The organism is Pseudomonas gorinensis, assembly GCF_042015035.1.
GTDB lineage: Bacteria > Pseudomonadota > Gammaproteobacteria > Pseudomonadales > Pseudomonadaceae > Aquipseudomonas > Aquipseudomonas gorinensis.
Window position 1 is genome coordinate 4,128,275 of sequence record NZ_CP167125.1, and the last position, 16,004, is coordinate 4,144,278.

Sequence of the window (16,004 nt, forward strand, 5' to 3'; positions counted from 1 at the left end):
GTTTTGTCTATTGAGCGATCAGCCTCCATGCACCCATCGCTGATGCAACCATCGCGCGAACGCATCCAGCGCAAAGCCCAGCAGCCCGATCAGCAGCACCATCGCCATCAGTTCCGAATAAGCCAGGCGGTCCCGCGTGTCGAGGATGTAATACCCCAGCCCGGCACTGACCCCAAGCATCTCGCACGGCACCAGCACGATCCACAAAATGCCGATGGCCAGGCGCACGCCGGTCAACACATGCCCGACCACGCCTGGAATGATCACCCGACGCAGCGTCTCCCAGCGCGTGGCACTCAGGCTCTGGCTCAACTGCAACCAGCGTGGGTCCAGCTGGCGCACCCCGGCAGCGGTGTTGAGCATGATCGGCCACACCGCGGCAAACGCCAGCAGGAAGTAGATCGGCTGGTCCCCGACGCCCATCAGCATCACCACGATCGGCATCCACGACAGGGGCGAGATCATCCGCAGGAACTGAAAGGCCGGCGTGGTCGCAGCCTCCAGGTTGCGCGAACTGCCCACCAGCAACCCCAGCGGTACGCCCACCAGCAAGGCAAGAAACAGCCCGACCACAATGCGCTTGAGGCTCACCGCAATGTGCAGGTACAGCTCGCCGCGCCCCAGCAACTCCCACAGGCTGCCGAACGTGGCCGCCAGTGAAAAACGCGCTGACAAGCCGTCGGCAGCGCCAAACACCTTCACACCCAGCCACCAGAGCAACAGCAACCCGGCCAAGCCTCCCAACCCGAGCAACCAGCCCGGCCACGCTACGGTTTTACCTCGGTTCAAGCGCCGATCTCCTCGTGCCGCTCAAAGCCCTCCGGCAAGCCAAAGGTCTTCATGCCACCCACGGCCTCGATAGCGTTGCGCACAAAGCGGTCATCCACGAGGTCCTTGGCGACGAAGGCCGGGTCGAGATCGGCGAGGAACTTCTTGTCGCCTTCGATCAAGGTGTCTTTCAGGCGCCGTACCAGTTCCTCGGTGTAGCTGGGGAAGGGATAGGGCTGGAAGTCGATGCGATGTTCGTCCCAGTTGGCATGCTGGATCGCACCCTCCGCCAGGTACGCAGCGCGGTCGCTGGCCGCCGGTGCCAGGACCTTGCTCAAGACCGGTTCGGCATGCGGCGTGTAGCGGTTCGGGCCATCCTTGGACAACAGCTTCACCGCTTCTTCGCGGTGGTCGCGGGTCCAGACCTGGGCCTTGACGATGGCATTCACCACCTTCTGCGACCATTCCGGGCGGTTGACCAGGTCATGCTCATGCATGAACACCACGCAGCACGCATGGTTGCGCCACACATCGCCGGTAAAACGCTGCACGCGACCGACCTTGAGGTTTTCCGCCAGGGCATTGAACGGCTCGGCGACGATGTAGCCGTCGATGCGCTTGCTGGCCAATGCCGGCGGCATGTCCGAGGGCGGCAGCACGATCAGGTTCACCTCATTGGCGGCAATCGCGCCACCAGCCGCACGGGCAACGGGGGTGAGGCCGTTATCGCGGAACAGTTGCTGCACCACCACGTTATGGATCGAATACCAGAACGGAATCGCCACCGACTTACCGCCCAGTTGCTTCACGTCAGTGATGCCCGGCGCCACGGTCAGCCCGGAACCGCCGACGTGGTTCCACGCCACGACCTTGGCCGGGACCTGGCTGCCATAGCGTGCCCACACGGTCATTGGCGACAGCAGGTGAATCACGTTGACCTGGCCCGAGATAAACGCCTCGATCACCTGGGCCCAACTGCGTAGCAGCACCGGGCGCTCGGCCTTGATGCCCTCGGCCTCGAACAGGCCATTGTTATGCGCCACCAGCAATGGCGTGGCGTCGGTGATCGGCAAATAACCGATGCGTACCGGTGCATCCGGTTCATTGGCCGCGCGTGCCTGCAGGCTGCTCAACAGCGGCAAGGCACCAGCGGCGCTGAGCACCGCAGAGAGTTTGAGAAAATCACGGCGCGAGTGGGTCAGGTCATCCAGACACATGGCTAGGCTCCAGCAGGTCAAGGGGGTTGGGTTGAGGGCGGCTCGCCTGCCGTAGGGTTTTAAGAATCTCGATGCGCAGCGCGCCAATCGCTTCTACCTGTTCCTCGCGGGGTTGCGGCAGGTCGATCCGCCATTCGCCCAGCGTGCGCGCCGGGCGGTTACCCAGTAGCAGGATGCGGTCGGACAGCAGCAAGGCTTCGTCGATGTCGTGGGTGATCAACACCGCCGCCGAACCCTGTTCGCGATTGACCTTGAGCAACAGGTGCTGCATGTCGGCACGGGTCACTTCGTCCAAGGCACCAAAGGGTTCATCGAGCAGCAGTACTTGCGGCTGGCGCGCCAGGCAGCGGGCCAACGCCGTGCGCTGGGCCATGCCACCGGACAACTGCGCCGGGAACTGCTGGCGCGCATGCTCAAGGCCCACGGCCGCGATGGCATGGTCAACGCGCTGGCGCCGCTCCTCGGGGCTCAGGTGCGGCTGACGGGTGAAGTCCAGGCCAAACGCCACATTCTTTTCCAGGCTCAGCCACGGCAACAGGCTTGGGTCCTGGAACGCCACCGCCACACGCGGGTGCGGGCCGCTCAATGGCTCGCCCAGTACCTGTACGCCGCCGCCCTGAGGCGCCTGCAAGCCGGCGAGCACCCGCAACAGGCTGGATTTGCCCACACCGCTGGGGCCGAGGATCGATACCACTTCGCCGGGCTGCAACTGCAGGTCGAAGCCTTGCAGCACCGGGCCGCTGGCGTACCCCAGGGCAATGCCCCGGGCCGTCAGAACCGCCTGGCTCATAACGCGGCCTGGCGTTGCAGTTCGGTGCGCAGTTGCACCAGGCTGGGCGTCACAATCGGCACAAAGGCCGACTCACGCCAGCGCCGGGCAAAACCACTGCCGTGCGCGGTGAGGTAGGCCTTGCCGCCACTGGCCTGCAGCTCAAGTTGCACGGCGCTCGCAGCGGTTTCCGCGAGGGCGATGCGCAGCTTGAACAATGGCACCGGTTCGGCGGCAAAACGTCCGGCCAGCAACCCTTTCTTGAGTTCGGTGACCAGGTGATCGAGGGTCACGCGCAACGCCTCCAACTCTTCACGCAACACGGTGCGGGACGCGCCCAGATGATAGGCCACTTCCGCCAACGAGCGACGCGCCAGGCCAATCGACATGCCGCATTGCAGGCCAAGAAACGCCGGGCGCACCGCCGGCAGGAACTGGCGTGCATCCTCATGCAGCAACCAGTCGCGACTCAGCTCCACACCTTCCAGCCCCAGGGCGGCCGTGTTGCTGGATTGCAAGCCGAGCAAATCAAGGTCGTGTGAGCGCTGCAAGCCCGCCACTGAGTCCGGGATCGCCAGGATAAACGGCGCACCACCGTCGGCATGTTCAATCGCGGCGGCGGCGACGAAGCCGTTCTTGCGCAAGTTGGTCACCCAGTGCAGGCGACCGTTCAGGGTCCAACCGTCGTCGCTCGGCTCGCCGCTGATCTGCAAGGTCTCGATACCCGAGAGGAACTTCATTGCATTCGACAGCCCCGTGGCCCCGGCCAGCTTGCCGCTGAGCAGGTCCGGCAACAACTGCTCACGCAGCCGCTCGTTGGGGCTGTGCAACAGATACTCGATAAACGAACGCTGCCCCCAGCACACAAAGGCTGCCGCCAGGGAATGGCTGGCAACATTCGCGATGGCGTCCACCGCCCCGCCCACATCGCCGCCGAGGCCACCGAGGTGCTTGGGTACGCCGATTCGCAACACGTTGGCGTCTGCCAACCGCGGCAGCACTTCCTGTGGGTCGCAACTGCCCACATCCAGGGCCTGCGCTTGAACATCGAGCCAACGGCTCAAGATTGGGTCAAGCATTCATGTTTCTCCTTGTTAAAGCAGATGACCATCACCGACGCGTGCGCGCCTTCAACTGGCCGGTTGTTCCCAACGGTACTGCGCCAGCTCCGGGTTCAGCGGGGTACGGGCAAACACATTAGCGAAGTTGCACAGAGTGGCCAGGCTGACCCCCAATATAACCTCCAGCGCCTGGCCTTCGGAGTAGCCGGCGGCCCGGAACGCCTCGTAGCCGGCATCGCTCACATCGCCTCGGGTAGCGATCACTTCGCGGGTGAACGCGGCGAGCGTCTCATAACGAGCATCAGGCAGTTCGCCACGCTGGCGCAGGGCTTCGATCACGGTTTCGGGCAGCTTGGCTTTGTTGCGCGCCACGGCGGTGTGGCCGGCCACGCAGAAATCGCAACCGTGGGTGGTCGCGGCAATCAGTTGCACCACTTCGCGATCGGCCAGGCTCAGCTCGGCCTTGGCGTTCAGGCCGGAAACGGTGATGTAGGTCTCCAACGCGGCCGGCGCATTGGCCAGCACGGCCAGCAGGTTGGGGATGAAACCCGAGCCTTTCAGCGCATTTTCCAGGAAGGGTTTGGCCGCTGGCGGAGCGGTTTCGAGGGTGAGCAGCGGTACGCGGGACATGGTGCGGTCTCCTTATTGGTTCGTGTACCAAGTCTGTTGGTTATAAAAAAACGCCTCAATAGGCTAAAGTAGCGATTACTTGCTCTTGAGTCTTTCCATTAGATGAATTCGTCCGGTGCACTTGTCGATTGGTTATTAGACAGCCTTGAACTCGAGACCAGCTTGTTTCATGTCGGGCGTTACTGCGGTGACTGGCACGCCAGCACCCACGGCCTGGCACGGGCCAGTTTCCACCTGCTCGTGCAGGGCCAATGCTGGCTGCATATCGACGGCGAGCCCAGCCCCCAGCACCTGAACAATGGCGACGCGGTGTTTCTGTTGCGTGACCTTGAGTACCGACTGTCCGGCGAAGCCACGGCGGCGGGTGCGCAGGAATGCCCACGTCGTCCGATGGTGCCACTGGACAGCGCGGCCACCGACGGCGTGGGGCTGGTCTGCGGGTTCTTTCACTTCCAATCCGGCTTGTCCGCAATGATTGTCGACAGCCTGCCCGCGTGGATCATCCTGCGTGCCGGCGACCCGTCATTGACCGCCGCGCGCAACCTGTTCGAACTGATCCTGCAAGAGTGCGAACGCACTCCGGCGCCCTCGTCCACCCTGCTCGAACGTCTGTGCCACCTGCTGTTCCTGTATGTACTGCGCCAACAAGTGATCGGCAACACCGACTTGGGCGGCCTCGCCGCGCTGGGCCGGCAGCCGGCATTTGCGCACCTGCTGGAACAATTGATCGCCCGGCCGGCGGAGCCCTGGACCCTGGAAAGCATGGCCGCCTGCACCGGCCTGTCGCGCTCGGCGTTTTTCAAGCGCTTCAATGAGCTGTGCGGGCAATCGCCAGGGCAAGTGCTACTGATGATGCGCATGCGCCATGCCTGCCAGCTGTTCAAAAACGACCAGACCGTGGCCGATGTTGCGCTGGAGGTGGGGTATCAGTCGGTGGCCGCGTTTACGCGGGCGTTCCACAAGGTCATTGGCCAGCAGCCGGGGGCCTATCGCAAGGGCCAGGCGCCAGGCGTGAAGCGCTAAGCCCACGCATCGTAATAAATGGGACGGTTTTGCAGGCGCCCGCCCCTAACGCTGTAACCCACTGCCGGGCCGCGCGCACAGTTCCACCAGCCAATCGACAAACACCCGCACCCGCCGTGATAACTGGCGGTGCGGCGGGTACAGCGCCGTCAGGGCCATTGTCGGGACTGGCAAGTGTGGCAGCACTTCCACCAGCGTCCCCCGGGCCAGTTGCTGCATCGCATGATAATGGGGGGCCTGGATCAACCCGTATCCGGCTTCGCAAGCAGAGAAATAGCCGTCTGAACTGTTCACCGCGACAGTCTTGGCCAGGTTGACGCTCCGCAACTCGTTCGCTAATGCGAATTCCAGCCCGAAGCGTTTGCCGCTGGCGCTGGACACATACTCAACCATCTGATGCCGGGCCAGGTCGTCCAGGGTTTGGGGCACCCCCATACGCTTCAGGTACCCGGGGCTGGCCAAGGTCAGTTGGTCCATCATTGCCAGCGGCCTGGCCACCAGTGATTCGTCCAGGGCCGGGCCACCGCGCAGCACGCAATCCACACCTTCGCGTATCAGGTCCACCGGGCGGTCATTAAGGCTGATCTCCAGTTCAATCTGCGGGTAACGCGAGGTGAACGTCGGCAACGCGGGGATCACGATAAGGCGCCCGATACCCGACGGCATATCAATGCTCAGGGTGCCGCGCGGGTTCTGGCTGCGGGTAGAAAACACCGCTTCGGTTTCCTCCAGGTCTGTCAGCAATTGCACGCAACGCTGGTAATACGCCGTGCCATCCAGGGTCGGACTGACCTGACGCGTCGTGCGCTGCAACAACTGCACGCCCAGGTGCGCTTCCAGTTGCTTGATCAGGATCGTCACCGACGCGCGTGGCAGTTGCAGGCTGTCGGCCGCCTTGGCGAACCCGCCCAACTCGACAATCCGGGTAAACACGCGCATTGCGTTGAAACGGTCCAAATCCCGCCACCTCTATGGATTATTTAGAATTTACGAATAGTGATAGTACTTTTAGCCGGTTTATCCCGGTTTTGTCGAGGGTAACAATAGGCGCCTACCTCAACAGGAGCTGCACCCATGCACACTCGTCAACTCGGTAAAAACGGCCCACGTGTTTCCGCCATCGGCCTCGGCTGCATGGGCATGACCGACTTCTACACCCCCGACACCGATACCACCGAGGCCACGGCCACCCTGCATCGCGCGCTGGAACTGGGGGTCAACTTCCTCGACACCGCGGACATGTACGGCCCGCACACCAATGAACAACTGATCGGCCAGGCGATTGCCGGCAAACGCGAGCAAGTGTTCCTGGCGAGCAAATTCGGCATCGTGCGCGACCCGGCGAACCCGTCGCGGCGCGGCGTCAATGGGCGTCCCGAGTACATCCGCGAGGCCATCGACGGCACGTTGCGGCGGCTGGGCATAGAAACACTGGACCTGTATTACCAGCACCGCATTGACCCTGAGGTCGCCATCGAAGAAACCGTCGGCGCCATGGCCGAACTGGTCAAGCAAGGCAAGGTGCGTTACCTGGGCCTGAGCGAAGCGTCCGCTGCCACCTTGGAACGCGCCCACAAGGTGCACCCGATCAGCGCGCTGCAAAGCGAATATTCCTTGTGGAGCCGCGACCAGGAAGACAACGGCTGCCTGGCCGCCTGCCAACGCCTGGGCATTGCCTTCGTGCCCTACAGTCCGTTGGGCCGGGGCTTTCTCACCGGTGCCCTGCAAAGCCCGGACGATTTCGGCGCCGATGACTATCGCCGTCTCAGCCCACGTTTCCAGGGCGATAACTTTGCGAAAAACCTGCAATTGGTGAAACAGGTACAACGCCTGGCGGCTGACAAAGGCGTCACCGCCGGGCAATTGGCCTTGGCCTGGGTGCTCGCGCAAGGTGACTTCATCATCCCAATCCCCGGGACCAAGCAGCGCAGGTACCTGGAACAGAACGTAGCGGCTGTATCGATCACCCTCACCCCGGCCGAACTGGCGGCGTTGGACGCCATCTTCCCTGCCGACGCCACAGCTGGCCTGCGCTACCCCAAGGAAGTCATGGCAATGCTGGATATCTGACGAGCCCTGCCAGGGAGCCCCTTTATCAAGGGGCTCCCACTTCCTTGCACCCTCGTACCTAAAGCTATTGCGCGCCAAGCCGATAGCCCTACGAAGCTCTAACAAAGCCGCGTCGACAATAAACGCTTCGTAAGGACGACCCCCATGCCCCCACTGCGCTCTATCCAAGCTCGCTACACCGTGTTCCTGGTGCTGTTCGTCCTGATGCTATTAGTGTTGACCGTCGTGGGCATCGGCCAATTGGTCGCGCCCACCCTGCGCCAGACTGAAGAGCAGGTCGTACTCAATCGCATCGCCGAGGTTGCGGTACAGATCCAGGGCGAGTTGAACAAAGTCCAGGCCCAGCAACGCACCATCACCCAAACCATCCCCCTGCTCGACAGCGATGCCATCGACAAGGTCCTGCCAGGCCTGGTGGACCAGTATGGCGAGCTGAAAGTGTTCGGCGGTGGTATCTGGCCGCTGCCCAACCAGCGCACGCCCGGGCGCAACAAGCACAGCACCTTCTGGCACCGTGATGCGTCGGGCAAGCTGGCCGTGAACACCTTCTGGAACAGCGACCCGGCGCCCAACTACTACGACCAGAGCTGGTACAAGGGCGGCCTCGCCGCGCCACGCGGGCAATGTGCCTGGGCCGCGGCCTACAAGGACGACGCCAGCCAGGAGCCGCGCACCAACTGCGCCATGGCCATCCAGCGTGATGGCGCGGCGTATGGCGTTGCCACTATCGACGTGACCCTGGGTTTCTTCAACGACCTGGTGGCGAGCAAGGAAAAAGACATCGGCGGGCAAATGCTGATCGTCGAAGGCGACGGCAAGATCATCAGCAACAGCACACGTATCAACAGCCCGGTGGTGCTGAAGAACATCAGCGAACTGAGCGGCACCTCGGCGTTCGCCGCCATGATCAACAAAGCCCTTGGCCAGCGTGACCAGAAGTTGCAACGCAGCGAGTTCGACAACCAGGGCGTGGCCAGCACCTTCTACATGCGCCCGATCGAAGGCACGCCATGGTTCCTCGCGACCGCCCTGCCCACCTCGCTGATCACCGCCCAGCGCGATGACGTGCTCGGCACCCTGGCGCTGCTGCAAATTCCCATGGTACTGCTGCTGGTGCTGCTGGCGGCCTATGCGATTCGCCAGTTGGTCCAGCGCATGAAAACGCTGAAAAGCAACATCGACGCACTCTCCGCCGGCGACGCCGACCTCACGCGACGCATCACCATCCGCGCCGAAGACGAACTCGGCGCCATCGGCCACTCGGTCAACCGCTTTATCGTCTACCTGCAAAACATGATCGGCGAAGTGACCCTGGCCACCGGGGCCATGTCGTCTGGCCTGGCGCAATTGCAGCAAACCTCGGCGCAGACCAACAGTATCCTGGTGCGGCATGCCTCGGAGACCGACCAGACCGTCACCGCGATCACCGAAATGAGCTCCACCGCCGACACGGTGGCGCACAACGCCGCCGAAACCGCTGCATTCACCCAGCGCGCCAATGAGCACGCCGACCGCTCCCGTGTGGTCGTGGGTGAAGCCTCTACCAGCGTCAGTGCGTTGATCGGTGAAGTCGCCAGTGCCACCCACACCGTGGAAAACATGCGCCAGGACGCCGCGCGCATCACTGAAACCCTCGGGGTCATTGGCGCGATTGCCGGCCAGACCAACCTGTTGGCACTCAACGCGGCGATCGAAGCCGCGCGTGCCGGCGAGCAAGGCCGTGGGTTTGCGGTGGTGGCGGACGAAGTGCGTGCGTTGGCGGCGCGGACCCAGGCCAGCACCTCGCAGATCAATGAGATGCTCGCGCGCCTGACCACGGGCGTGAGTTCGTCCGTGGCGGCCATGGAAAACACCCAGGCCAGCTGCCAGTCGGCGGCGGACGCTACCGCACGGGTGAACAGCGGCCTGGATGAGATGGCTGGCTCGGTCAGCCATATCAACAACCTCAGTACCCAGATCGCCACGGCCGCCGAGCAACAGAGCGCGGTGACCGAAGAGATCAACCGCAGCATGGTGCAGATCCGACATATGGTCGAAGAGCTGGTACAAAGCGGCCATGCCACTGAAACCAATACACAAAGCCTGCTGGATGCGAACGGTCGGGTGATTGCGTTGATGAGCCGATTCAAGGTGCGCTGATAAATGGATGAAACACTCCCGTGCAATACGCGGGAGTGGGACTATTCTGACAGCTCACGGTGCATTGTTTCGCCACACAGGAGGTGTGCCATGCGCGCTGAGCAGTCGATTCGCCTGGAGCGGATCAGTCAGGAACGTTTTATCCAGGCCCCTATCGACGCCGTTTACGACTATGTGACCCAACCGGATCGCTGGCACGAATGGCACCCCACCTCCCTTGGTGCCGAGACCGGCACCAGCGGCTCACTCCCCGCCGGCGCGCGTTTCACCGAGGTCATCGACCTGCTGGGTGTACGGGTTCCCATGAGTTATCGCGTGCAGATCGCGCACAAGCCGGGGGAGTTCAAGACCGTGTTCACCTCCCTGGCTGTCGACGGCTCCCTACACTACGTCTTGCAACCCTATAACGGCGGCACGCTGTTCAAGCGCGTGTTGACCTATGAGACGGAGTTGCAACTGGCGAGCTTGCATGAACGCATGATCGAGTTGTCCACGATCGCGCTGGACCAGCTCAAGCACCGGCTGGAAAATCCCGACTTCGTATAATTTTGAAACATTACCACTGGCGTCGCGCACCGGCGGGCGCTGGCTTGCCCGCGATGACGTGGTCATGATCGCCACCATCCCAATGGCCCCCTCCTGCTGACGAGACCTTCCATGAAAACCCCTTTGCGCCTGGCCCTGCTGTCAGCCCTGTTCACCACCGCCCTGGCCCAAGCCGCCGACTTGATACCCATCGACGTACACCGCGACGCTAATTGCGGCTGCTGCAAAAAATGGATCAGCCACCTGGAAAATAACGGTTTCAAGGTCAATGACCACGTCGAAACCAACATGAGCGCGGTCAAGCAACGCCTGGGCGTCGCCCCGCGCCTGGGTTCCTGCCATACCGCGGTCATCGACGGCAAATTCGTCGAGGGTCATGTCCCCGCCGAACAGGTGTTGGCGTTGCGCAAGCGCGACGACCTGCTGGGCATCGCCGCACCGGGCATGCCCATGGGGTCGCCGGGGATGGAAGTGGACGGTCAAGCCGAGGCCTATCAGGTCATTGGCCTGACGCGTGACGGCCAGGATGTTGTGGTCGCCGAGTATCCGGCGCACTGATCGGTGTTGGTCGGTTACCTCGGGCTGTTCGTCGCGGCCTTTGGTGCCGCGACCCTGCTGCCGCTGCAATCGGAAGCCGTACTGGTGGGCTTGCTGCTCAGCGGCCAGTACAGTTTGTGGTGGTTGCTGGGCATCGCCACCTTGGGCAATGTGCTGGGGTCGCTGGTCAATTGGCTGTTGGGCCGCTGGGTGGATCACTTCAAGGCGCGACGCTGGTTCCCGGTGAGTGCCCGGCAACTGGACAAGGCCCGCGGCCATTACGCGCGTTGGGGGCACTGGACGTTGTTGCTCAGTTGGGTGCCGATCATAGGCGACCCCCTGACCTTGGTGGCCGGGGTGATGCGCGAACCCCTGTGGCGCTTCTTGCTTATGGTCTCTATCGCCAAAACAGCGCGCTATGGCCTCGTAGCCTATCTGACGGGGCCTTGGACATAGTCATCTGTCGGCGCTGACCGGCAGGCCAATCTGTACCAGCTGGCGCAACGATTCATTCAACTCCGGCGTAGAACCCTCAACAATCCGCGGCTCCACGACGTAATAGAGGTACGGTTTGTACCCGTCGAATCGTTCAAGGTCCTGGCGGTAGATCAAACGCTGCACGGGGGCGCCTTCTGGCCACGAGTCGCCGACCAGCTTCGACTCGCTGAACACCACCACATCATTCAATCCACGGACATAGCGCATGATCAGGGTCAATTTATCCTGCGCTTGACGCCATGGGTAATAGGGAATACTCACCAGCGCGGAGTTGGGAATAGGATGCACCGTATGGCCGGGGTATTCGGCAAAATAAGGCGCCTCAAGCCTGACAATCGAGCCGAATACCTTCGCAACGGTGATTCTCGAATACAGATCGACGGCAGGATTCTGCTTCCTCAGCACATACTTGATTTCCACCCGGCCGCCTGCAGCGGCACGCACCACACCATATGGGACATTGTGCGTGACCGTCCTGCCAGCCGTGATGACCCGTTCAAAATCACGATGCACAATCACACCCCCGTTGGGCGGGTAGGACCGGAAGTCTATGTCGTACAGACTTCCCGCCGGGGCGATGGCTGCAGAGTTGTGCATCTCGATGAGCAGGTCCTCGCCATTGAGTCGCTCTATATCGATAGTGTCAACGGGGCCATCGGTGATAATGGCCGGGCCCTCTAGCCGCGTACTATCCAAGTTCACCTGCACCTTGGTATCTGCGGACCTGTCCGTCGACGTGTTGCCTACCTGGTCCACCAGTAAAAACCCTACCAACAGGTCGGTGCCGTCGCCCCCTTCCATCAGTTGGTCACGACTGATGTTGAACACGGTTTCGCGGCCAACCCCCGCCACTTGTTGGATGATAAGGACGCTTGCCCAAGAGAAATGGATCATGTCCCGGGCATGCATGTTCGGATAGGGGGCAACTGTCACCGTTACCCCGCGTATGGCATCCGGAGGGTCAATAATCGTGGTCGACAGGGTGAACTTGAGCTCTGAATGCCCTACGCCAGGGAACGGTGGATTATTGTTTCTTCCACCCGGCAGGTCAGTCTTCACCAACACGCTCAAGGTGTAGGAAGCGGCCTCGCCTCCCTCTTTGAAATGCACCACGTACCCCAGCCGCACCTCACCATCAGGAAGGTTCTTGTGTTCAATGCTGAAGAAATAATGGTTGGCCGCCTCATCGCCCTCCTTGAGCATCAGGGTTGCCAATTGCAGCATATCGGGCATGCGCACGATATTGATCACATCGCCCGGGCTTGCCAGCCAGTTCCTGTCCACCACCACCGTCAAGCCATACGTCAGCAACCAGAGGCCAACGCCCCCGTCATAGCCAATGACGTTTTGCTTCATACCCGGAATATTGAGGCGATCGAGTTGCCTGGGTTGGCGGGGTGATTGGGGGGCCAGGGCAATGTCCATGGATTCTCTCCGACTGATCAAGCGAACACTCAAGCGACGCTATTGAGCGGTTGGTGTTATCAAACAATGATGGGCGGGGCATGGCTACTGTCAGAGTTGACAGGTAGCGACCAGTGGTCTCAACACCGGCCGCTTCTCGTTCCATTCGTCGCCACCTGTCAGAGTTGACAGTAGTCAGCGGTCCTCGCGCAGAGGTTCAATTTCGCCATACGCCTGCGAGGAAATCCTCATGATCAAGCACCCTGCACCGGTCAATCCGTTTGTACCCGATCTGCCACCGGTCGAGATTGGGCTCTTGCAACCCCCTATCGTAGGCGACCACGAGCGGGCCGATGGTGGCATCGGCATTCGGCATACCGAGATTCCCCTGGTGGTGCATATTGCCCGTCCGCCTTCAACGCCCAAAGGCACCAGCTTTGAGTTTTACTGGGCAGGCGTCGCGGTGGCGTTCAACCAGATTCGCGACGGCGACGAAAACCTGACCCGTATCCCCTTTACGATCTCCCAAAATTTCATTCGCGAGTCGTGGGCCGACCCGGTACAGGTCAGGGTCATCCGTCTCAGTGGGAACCCTTCGGAAACCATGCCGTTGCGGTTGCGCGTCAATCTGCGTCGTCCAGGAGGCATCGCGCCGGAACCCACCCAGCCCGGCAATCGAAAACTGGTCCTGGTGCTGCCGCCCGATGTAGAAATTGACGGTATCAATGATGACCGTGCCAAGCTCGGTGTTCAGATAACGTTCCGACACTGGGAGAATATGGCGCCCTATGATCTACTTCGGCTGGCCTGGGGCAACGTGATCATAGAGTACCGAGTGCAACCCGCTGACGTCGGGTCTGACATCAAGCTCACCGTGGAGTACGCCACGATTATCGATGTCGGCGACAGCGAGCAATTGCCAGTCGCTTTCCAAGTGATAGGCCCCACCGGCAATGGTCCCGACCCAAGGGCTCTGTGGTCGGTCATAACCTGGATATCGGTGTACCTGCGCAATGATCGTTTGGACCCTCCCTGGTTGGATTTTCCCGATACGGCCCCCACCATCGACTTGGCTCAGTTGGGCAATCAACACGTAAGAATCGGGCTCTATGTCTCAGCCGCCAATGCCCGGATCTACGAGCGCGTCTTTCTGATTTGGGCCGGGACCAATGAAAATGGCTCTGTACCCCATATTGACGATCAGGTGTTACCTGGGGGCAGGACTTACTATTTCGACGTACCGAATGCCTTGGTCAAGGCCATTGCCAGTGGCAGCGCAACCGTTCACTACTTGCTGGAGGGTAACGGGCAGCCGACCAAGCGCTCGCACAATCTGTTCCTGTCGGTTATCGGTGAAGCGCTGAAATGGCCCGCCCCCTGGGTGGTAGAGGCGGTAGGCGACATTATCCCCCCAGGCCCTGCCAACGCCACCGTCAGCTTTCGTGAACAGGACACCTGGCGACCCGACGACCTCATCCAGATCACGCTGTTGGTCAGCAACCCCAACATCACGACTGAGTACAAGCAGAGCAAACGGTTTGACAGCATCCCGAATGACAAAGGCGTGCTCTCGTTCACCGTACCGGGTGAAGATATCAAGCGGTTTGACGGGTTGCGCGTGCAGGTGTTCTACACCCTTCTGCGCACCGGGCAGGACTCACTGAGCGAAACCTATCAAGTGGGCGAGCCCAAACGCGATATGCCCCCACCCAAGATCGAAAAGGCATCGGGCGCTCAACTGGACCCGGACGATGTAAAGAATGGCGCCAAAGTGATTGCCCCCTTCGCCAGCACGCGCGCAGGCGACCAGATGATCTTGTGGTGGACAGGCCCGCTGGCCAGCACCCAAGTCGACTACGATGTCCACCGGGATGGCGAACTCGCTGAGTTCGTGGTGCCGTACGTCTTTGTCGAACGCAACCTTGATCAGGACGTAATTGTTTCCTACACCCTCAAGCGGGGGCTTGAACCGACGCGTTACTCCGAAATCACGTCCGTGCTGATTGCCCGAGGCCTGATGGACCTGCCACCACCGGACTTGGTCCGAGCCACGATCACCGGGCCAGGCAGGGCTACGCTGGCGCCGCTGGATGCGCTGAATGGCAGCGACCTGGTGGTGCGCTACGTGGGGATGCTCGACACCGACTCCATCAAAGTGTCCATGCTCGGTAGGCAAGGGCAAGGCTCGCCGGACATCCCGGCCAAATTCGGCAACGAATTAGCGGGAGAGGTCGTGTTCGACATCCCCCGGCAGGCCATTGCGGCCAACATAGGCAATAGCGATCAGTTCATGACGTTCAAGTACGTGGTCACCCGCAGGGGTGAACCGTCGCCGGACTCTCAGATATTGACCGTGAAGGTGCTGCCTATTCCGTTGGATGAATTGCAGAAAACCATCATCCGTATCAACGAAGCAGATCAACAAACCCAAATACTCGACCTGGCAAAAGTGATTGACGGGGCGACCGCCCATATTGGCACCTGGCACTTTATTACCGAGTTCTGGCCGGTTTGGCTGACGTTGACGGGCAAGAAGAACGGCGTGAATTACCCGATCACCCTCCTAAACGGCAGCGGGGGTGATCGCGTCAATGCCGACTGGATAAACCAGGGTCGCTACGAACATCCGATCCTGGCCACTTACCTCAATGAATTGGACCACGCTTCGACGCTGACGATGGAGTTCTCGGCCGCGTTCAGCACCAGCCCAGAACGGGCGGATGCGATCGTGTTTCCACCGGTGATCTACTCCGTTTTAAAAGCGCCGCCGTTGACTATTGGCAACTCGACCATGATTTTGAACGGGCGAGCCATCGTCGCTCCCGGCTGGCCACGAAACGGCCAGGAATACCCGGGCAATGCCCAGATACGCGAGGCAGAAGGGGGCTCGCCTCCTTACTCATACCGTTCAAGAAACCCAGGTATCGCGACGGTCAACTTAAACGACGGCAAGGTCAGGGGCATGGCTAACGGAAGCACCTATATTGATGTAGAAGACAGGGCAGGCAATACCGCGTCATACCGTGTAGAGGTCAGCAACGTATGGCAACTGCGTGAAAATCGTGCAGGAATGAATTGGAGCCAGGCCGTCGCCTGGCGCAAATCACTACCTGGCGCTGTAGGTATCTATTATGCCGATGGCATATCGTTTATGCGGACCGTATACGGTTCGCCATTACCCGTTCCGTATGACTCATATTACTGGCTGGGGGTTGAAGAGGGCTGCGACTTCCTCACGGGCGTGTTTTGGGATTCCATGAGGCCGGATATCGTGCGGTGTATCAACAGAAATACATACACATGGGCCTGGTGTCTGCAGCCATGACGTGCGGCCAAACGGGA

General features: G+C 61.1%; 14 protein-coding genes. 7 read left to right on the top strand and 7 right to left on the bottom strand.

Features of this window, described 5'->3' with window-relative positions; all coding sequences use genetic code 11:
* Positions 1-18: 18 nt before the first annotated feature.
* Genes AB7933_RS18795 through AB7933_RS18815 form a run of 5 tightly spaced genes read right to left on the bottom strand, consistent with a single transcriptional unit; the run spans position 19 to position 4,445 of the window.
* Positions 19-789 carry an ABC transporter permease gene (locus tag AB7933_RS18795; protein ID WP_024075724.1) on the bottom strand — a complete coding sequence of 257 codons (771 nt, stop codon included), beginning with the start codon at positions 787-789 and terminating at the stop codon, positions 19-21.
* A complete protein-coding gene (locus AB7933_RS18800; RefSeq protein ID WP_024075725.1) occupies positions 786-1,985 on the bottom strand; it encodes an ABC transporter substrate-binding protein in 1,200 nt (399 codons plus the stop codon). Before AB7933_RS18800 ends, AB7933_RS18795 begins: the two co-directional genes overlap by 4 nt.
* The gene (locus AB7933_RS18805) at positions 1,972-2,775 is read right to left on the bottom strand and encodes an ABC transporter ATP-binding protein (RefSeq protein WP_024075726.1); all 804 of its coding nucleotides are present in this window, start codon (positions 2,773-2,775) and stop codon (positions 1,972-1,974) included. The genes AB7933_RS18800 and AB7933_RS18805 overlap by 14 nt, the downstream gene beginning before the upstream one ends.
* Positions 2,772-3,833: an acyl-CoA dehydrogenase family protein gene (locus AB7933_RS18810; RefSeq protein ID WP_024075727.1), complete on the bottom strand. Its 1,062-nt coding sequence runs from the start codon at positions 3,831-3,833 to the stop codon at positions 2,772-2,774. The genes AB7933_RS18805 and AB7933_RS18810 overlap by 4 nt, the downstream gene beginning before the upstream one ends.
* A 51-nt stretch (positions 3,834-3,884) precedes the next feature.
* Positions 3,885-4,445, bottom strand: a complete 561-nt coding sequence (locus AB7933_RS18815; RefSeq protein ID WP_024075728.1) for a carboxymuconolactone decarboxylase family protein — start codon at positions 4,443-4,445, stop codon at positions 3,885-3,887.
* 102 nt (positions 4,446-4,547) lie between these two features.
* Between AB7933_RS18815 and AB7933_RS18820 the strand changes: the two genes are divergently transcribed.
* Entirely contained in the window at positions 4,548-5,468 is a 921-nt protein-coding gene (locus AB7933_RS18820) for an AraC family transcriptional regulator (RefSeq protein WP_024075729.1), read from the top strand.
* A gap of 45 nt (positions 5,469-5,513) precedes the next feature.
* Here AB7933_RS18820 and AB7933_RS18825 read toward each other — a convergent pair whose 3' ends face one another.
* Positions 5,514-6,425: a LysR family transcriptional regulator gene (locus AB7933_RS18825; protein ID WP_024075730.1), complete on the bottom strand. Its 912-nt coding sequence runs from the start codon at positions 6,423-6,425 to the stop codon at positions 5,514-5,516.
* Between the two features lie 117 nt (positions 6,426-6,542).
* On the opposite strand from AB7933_RS18825, the gene AB7933_RS18830 reads away from it, so the two are divergent.
* From AB7933_RS18830 to AB7933_RS18850, 5 genes are all read left to right on the top strand, one after another.
* Positions 6,543-7,538: an aldo/keto reductase gene (locus tag AB7933_RS18830; RefSeq protein WP_024075731.1), complete on the top strand. Its 996-nt coding sequence runs from the start codon at positions 6,543-6,545 to the stop codon at positions 7,536-7,538.
* A 144-nt stretch (positions 7,539-7,682) separates the two neighbouring features.
* Positions 7,683-9,677, top strand: coding sequence for a methyl-accepting chemotaxis protein (locus AB7933_RS18835; protein WP_024075732.1), 1,995 nt, complete (start codon positions 7,683-7,685; stop codon positions 9,675-9,677).
* 90 nt (positions 9,678-9,767) lie between these two features.
* Complete coding sequence (locus tag AB7933_RS18840; RefSeq protein ID WP_024075733.1) at positions 9,768-10,223, top strand: SRPBCC family protein; 456 nt, start codon at positions 9,768-9,770, stop codon at positions 10,221-10,223.
* A gap of 111 nt (positions 10,224-10,334) precedes the next feature.
* Entirely contained in the window at positions 10,335-10,781 is a 447-nt protein-coding gene (locus tag AB7933_RS18845) for a DUF411 domain-containing protein (RefSeq protein ID WP_024075734.1), read from the top strand.
* Positions 10,782-10,784: 3 nt separating this feature from the next.
* Entirely contained in the window at positions 10,785-11,216 is a 432-nt protein-coding gene (locus AB7933_RS18850; protein ID WP_024075735.1) for a YqaA family protein, read from the top strand.
* On the opposite strand, the gene AB7933_RS18855 is transcribed toward AB7933_RS18850, so the two are convergent.
* Positions 11,217-12,683, bottom strand: a complete 1,467-nt coding sequence (locus AB7933_RS18855) for a hypothetical protein (RefSeq protein ID WP_024075736.1) — start codon at positions 12,681-12,683, stop codon at positions 11,217-11,219. It lies immediately after the preceding gene.
* 229 nt (positions 12,684-12,912) lie between these two features.
* Here AB7933_RS18855 and AB7933_RS18860 point away from each other — a divergent pair, with 229 nt between their 5' ends.
* Entirely contained in the window at positions 12,913-15,987 is a 3,075-nt protein-coding gene (locus AB7933_RS18860; RefSeq protein WP_024075737.1) for a hypothetical protein, read from the top strand.
* Positions 15,988-16,004 lie beyond the last annotated feature (17 nt).